Origin of the sequence: Alkaliphilus serpentinus (assembly GCF_009017255.1) — a bacterium.
Taxonomy (GTDB): Bacteria; Bacillota; Clostridia; order Peptostreptococcales; family Natronincolaceae; genus Alkaliphilus_D; species Alkaliphilus_D serpentinus.
Genome location: NZ_WBZB01000064.1, coordinates 1 through 2,332 on the forward strand (window position 1 = coordinate 1; position 2,332 = coordinate 2,332).

Here is a 2,332-nt window from a genome sequence, read left to right on the forward strand (position 1 = left end):
GTATATTAGCTTAATAATGGAAAGCAAGGAGTATTCAAATAGTCTGTAGAGAAAACATACAGGCTATTTTATTGCAGAAGAAAGTTTTGAGAAGATTTTAATGAAATAATTTTCATTTATTGGTAAGCTCTAATAGGAACCTTTCATGGTGGACCATGGTTTCACCTTCACCTCAATCTTCAGCATCTAAATCAGCTCTAGATATATAGATATATAGTTCTTATTTATCAAAAATATCATTGCCTAACTGTCGATAACGAAGGTTAATAGGTAAATTTGTTATCAAAAGTATAAAATATAATTGACCAACTATCAATTGATAGCGTATAATATTATTACAGGAGGTGGAGGGATGAGTTTGAAAATAATTTCACCAAAGGATGATGTAATAATATTTCTAAAGGAACTGAAGGAAGTATTAACCGACCCGAATTTTAATGTATCTGAGGATTTGGATATACTACTAAAAAAAAAGTGAATTACCAACAGATCCATATACAACATTTAACACCATGCAGGCACTTGATTTTGACAGACATGATGTTTTGAATCAGCTTCTTGCCTTGGATGCTTCTGAGTATATGGAGACTTTTATTGATGATAAAGATAATAGCTTACCTCCCTTCTTTGCATTTGGCAAAATGATCAAGAATAGAGAAGTATATATAAAAGCAAAGATAAGAGATAGGAAAAACTGTAAAGTGTTTTGCGTTTCATTTCATTTTGCAAGATTTAAGTTACCGGCACAAAAACCTTATGCTTAAACTGGAACGAAAGGAGTGTGTAAATATGAATAATGATTATCTAATCAGTATGGTTGATATGGATTGTCCTTGTTGCAACAAAACCCATTCGCTAGAGCAAAGGAAAAGACTAACTCAATCTATCGTAAAAGATGAAACGGTTGACTATGAAGAAATTTATTTCTTATGTCCATTGTGTGATGAAGAAGAAAACGAATTTGTTCCAGCCGGTTTAATGGATGAAAATTTGCTTAGAGCCAGGGATTCCTATCGCCAAAAGAAGAGTTTATTGACTTCATACGAAATTGCTAATATTAGAAACTACTACGGACTAACTCAAAATGATTTTTCTGCAATGCTCGGTTGGGGCGATGTTACAGTAACAAGATACGAAAGTAAAACGATACAAGATGAAACTTATGATAATATAATGCGGATGGTTTATGAGAATCCAATGTTTGCCTTAGAATGCATTGATAAGCATAAGGAAAGATTTACACCGGAAAAGTATGCTCGGATTCGTAAAAATATTGCAAATAAGGTTGAAGAGGTTGGAAATCTCTATTTAAAAAAACTAGAAATTAACTGCCTTTATGTAAATTATGAAGAAGAGAATGACCTTAATGGATACAAAATTCTGGATATAGACAAGCTAGCGAATGTTATAGGTTATTTTTCGCAATTTATTGATACGCTCTATAAGGTTAAACTTATGAAGCTTTTGTGGTATGCTGACGCTATATTCTTTAGGAGACATGGCAAATCGATGACAGGATTAGTGTATAAGCATATGCCACTTGGTGCTCTACCAATTGCCTATGATGAAATTATACACTTGCCTACAGTAAAAGTTGTAGAGGAATTAATCTACGATGATATAAGCTACAGAATTCGACCTAATAAAGAGGTAAATATCTCGCATTTCTCATTGGAAGAATTAAGTGTTCTTGAGGTGGTTGCCACTAAATTTAAGAACTTTAAGTCGAAAGAGATAATTGAATATATGCATAAGGAAAAAGCATATACAGATACAATACCAAACCAAGTGATTCCGTATAGTTTAGCAAAGCAATTGAACGAATTGAGGTAGTATTTGATTTGAAACGCTTCGTTATGGAACAACCTTGACATTATTCCGATAACGGTATACTATATTTATGAGGTGATTTTTCATGAAATATATGAGTTCTAAAGAAGCAAGTGAAAAATGGAAAATAAGTGATCGTCGAATTCGATTGCTTTGCAATAAGGGACGTATCGAAGGTGCTATAAAAATTGGGCGAAATTGGTCAATCCCTACCGATGCTGCTAAACCTGCGGACGCAAGGAAAACAAGTAAAAATTACTATATTGGGATTGGGTTTGACTTCAGCTATATAGATTCACTGAAGGAATCTATCGACGAGCACAGACCTATTTCCAAAAGACTTGCAAATTCCCTGCAGGAGAAACTCATTGTTGAATGGACATATAATAGCAATGCTATAGAGGGGAATACTCTGACATTGTCAGAGACCAAAGTTGTTCTTGAAGGAATTACCATTGGTGGGAAAAGCATGGTGGAACATCTAGAAGTAATTAACCATCGT

General features: G+C 33.7%; 3 protein-coding genes and 1 pseudogene. All 4 read left to right on the top strand.

The features are described from left to right. Positions 1-352: 352 nt before the first annotated feature. The gene (locus tag F8153_RS16625) at positions 353-478 is read left to right on the top strand and encodes a hypothetical protein (RefSeq protein WP_279237146.1); all 126 of its coding nucleotides are present in this window, start codon (positions 353-355) and stop codon (positions 476-478) included. A 34-nt stretch (positions 479-512) separates the two neighbouring features. Continuing rightward, positions 513-764: a hypothetical protein gene (locus F8153_RS16260; RefSeq protein ID WP_192929852.1), complete on the top strand. Its 252-nt coding sequence runs from the start codon at positions 513-515 to the stop codon at positions 762-764. Next, the gene (locus tag F8153_RS15080; protein WP_151867190.1) at positions 757-1,833 is read left to right on the top strand and encodes a type II TA system antitoxin MqsA family protein; all 1,077 of its coding nucleotides are present in this window, start codon (positions 757-759) and stop codon (positions 1,831-1,833) included. The genes F8153_RS16260 and F8153_RS15080 overlap by 8 nt, the downstream gene beginning before the upstream one ends. 82 nt (positions 1,834-1,915) lie before the next feature. Then, positions 1,916-2,332: pseudogene (locus tag F8153_RS15085) on the top strand (cell filamentation protein Fic); the annotation flags it as partial.

Excerpts from the sequence above, each read along its gene's own strand:
- F8153_RS16625 (WP_279237146.1), top strand. The coding sequence starts at position 353 with ATGAGTTTGAAAATAATTTCACCAAAGGATGATGTAATAATATTTCTA.
- F8153_RS16260 (WP_192929852.1), top strand. The coding sequence starts at position 513 with ATGCAGGCACTTGATTTTGACAGACATGATGTTTTGAATCAGCTTCTT.
- F8153_RS15080 (WP_151867190.1), top strand. The coding sequence starts at position 757 with ATGCTTAAACTGGAACGAAAGGAGTGTGTAAATATGAATAATGATTAT.